At 45.8% G+C, this 1,762-nt stretch carries 2 protein-coding genes; one reads left to right on the top strand and one right to left on the bottom strand.

Annotated elements, in window-relative coordinates; translation table 11 throughout:
- Positions 1–351: 351 nt before the first annotated feature.
- Positions 352–516, top strand: coding sequence for a hypothetical protein (locus tag ABEA58_RS14230; RefSeq protein WP_345552564.1), 165 nt, complete (start codon positions 352–354; stop codon positions 514–516).
- A 108-nt stretch (positions 517–624) separates the two neighbouring features.
- Here the strand turns inward: ABEA58_RS14230 and ABEA58_RS14225 are convergent, their stop codons facing one another.
- Positions 625–1,125, bottom strand: a complete 501-nt coding sequence (locus tag ABEA58_RS14225) for a lactoylglutathione lyase family protein (protein WP_345552562.1) — start codon at positions 1,123–1,125, stop codon at positions 625–627.
- Positions 1,126–1,762 lie beyond the last annotated feature (637 nt).

The following is a 1,762-nucleotide window of genomic DNA, read 5'->3' as shown; positions in this document are numbered from 1 at the left end:
AGTTTGCTGAAAAGCAAATTCCGGACGGAAAACAGAGGAATACACAGGGGGTTTCCACCCCAGAAGCCAATAAATAGAGGCTTCGGAGAGCTGCGTGGAAATTTATGAGTTGTTCAGAGCTTCCCTAATGCTTCAATTGGTATTTCTTGAGTTGAGGTGATAGTTGTTGCGGTTATAGTTGTAGAGGTAATCATTGTTGAGGTGATGATTGTTGAGGTAATGGGTGCTGAGGGTTAGTTGCTAAGGCGTTGGTTTTTGAAGAGCTGGTTTTTGAAAAGTTGTTTGTGAATCATCGGCTGCTGGATAGCCCACTTGTTAAAAGCAGCGTGACCATTTTGGGGAGGGGAGTAGATGGTAGTAAAAGCGCTGCCGGAACCGGTCAGCGCTAGCGCAGAGATTATCCGTAGTGGTTCTTTTATGGATATGCCTTTGCGAGTTTGGAGTATCGACTCCGCAGAAAACTGGCATCCGCCAGCTCAAGTTGGTTTCTCCGGTTTATCTGGAGAAACCATATGAAAAAATCTTCCCTGAACAAAATTATAGAACGCAGGTGTGAATGCAGTAGTGACTGACAAGGCCCCAAGTAATTTTTTGCTATGGAATCAATAACCGCAGACCTGCAGGTCAGTAAGCGCCAGCGGAATAGGTTAGTTCGTAGCAGTGGCTATATAATTCCAGGATGTTGCCAAAAGGATCTTCAAGATACTGCATACGGTAAGGCTTCTCTCCGGGATAGTAGTAGCGCGGCTGCGGCATTCTCTTTTTCCCGCCCGCAGCCACAATCCTCTCCGCCAGTTCTTCCAGGTTGGGATCTTGTACCGCGAAATGGAAGACCCCTGTCTTCCAATACTCGAAGTTGTCCTCTGGGTTTTCTTGGTTTTTAAACTGAAATATTTCCACGCCGATACGATCACCAGTGGAAAGATGGGCGATGTCAAAATAGTCCCAGCCCTGACCAAAAACGTCAGAGCACATTTCACCGATAGGTGAATCATCTTCAAGAATTCTGGTGGGTTTCATGATCAGGTACCAGCCCAGCACTTCTGTGTAGAACTTAACTGCCGCCTCCAGATTGGGAACAGAGATGCCGATATGCGAAAAGGTTCTAGGGTAGGGTAGAGACATGATAGACCTCGGAACATCGTTGCTGGGAATCCTTTACTATAGTCAGCTATCGGCACCATCACCTGTTTATTGCTAAAGTACAGTTACATGAGCCTGTTGTTTCAATAATCTTGGTGGTGATAATCGGGGTCGCAATAATAGAGACGGAAGTAAGGTTTGTTGGTCCCATGCATCCAGCTAAAAAAGCTGTTTTTCAAGATCTACTCCGCAGGAATCAGGCATCGATCAGCTCAAGTGGGGTTCGCAATTTTGATCGCTCAACAATGCACAAAAGTTTTACTCTGATAAAAATTGTGGAAAAGATTAGCGTTATTATTTTCGCGATATTTCCTTGGTGGTTTGCGTGCTCGCATCGTTTGTGCATTAACTTGATAGGTTTTTCTTGACGATCTCGCGCAATCCGTCTCCGTGACCGTTAAATACAGCTTTTAACGCGTAGATGCTATAGCCTTTCAGAGCCTGCATGCTCACCTCTGGCGGAATGCTTAACTCGTGGCGGTCAGTGATTACTTCTAGGGAAGCTCTGAACAACTCATGAATTTCCACGCCGCTTTCCGAAGCCTCTATTTATTGGCTTCTGGGGTGGAAACCCCCTGTGTATTCCTCTGTTTTCCGTCCGGTTTTTGCTTTTCAGCAA

It is taken from the genome of Microbulbifer aestuariivivens (assembly GCF_039545115.1).
In the GTDB taxonomy this organism is placed as follows: Bacteria; Pseudomonadota; Gammaproteobacteria; order Pseudomonadales; family Cellvibrionaceae; genus Microbulbifer; species Microbulbifer aestuariivivens.
Note: the sequence above shows the minus strand (reverse complement) of the source record. Positions and strands in the feature narration are given on the sequence as shown.

Coding starts and splice junctions, on each gene's coding strand:
- ABEA58_RS14230 (WP_345552564.1), top strand. CDS start 352: ATGGTAGTAAAAGCGCTGCCGGAACCGGTCAGCGCTAGCGCAGAGATT.
- ABEA58_RS14225 (WP_345552562.1), bottom strand. CDS start 1,125: ATGTCTCTACCCTACCCTAGAACCTTTTCGCATATCGGCATCTCTGTT.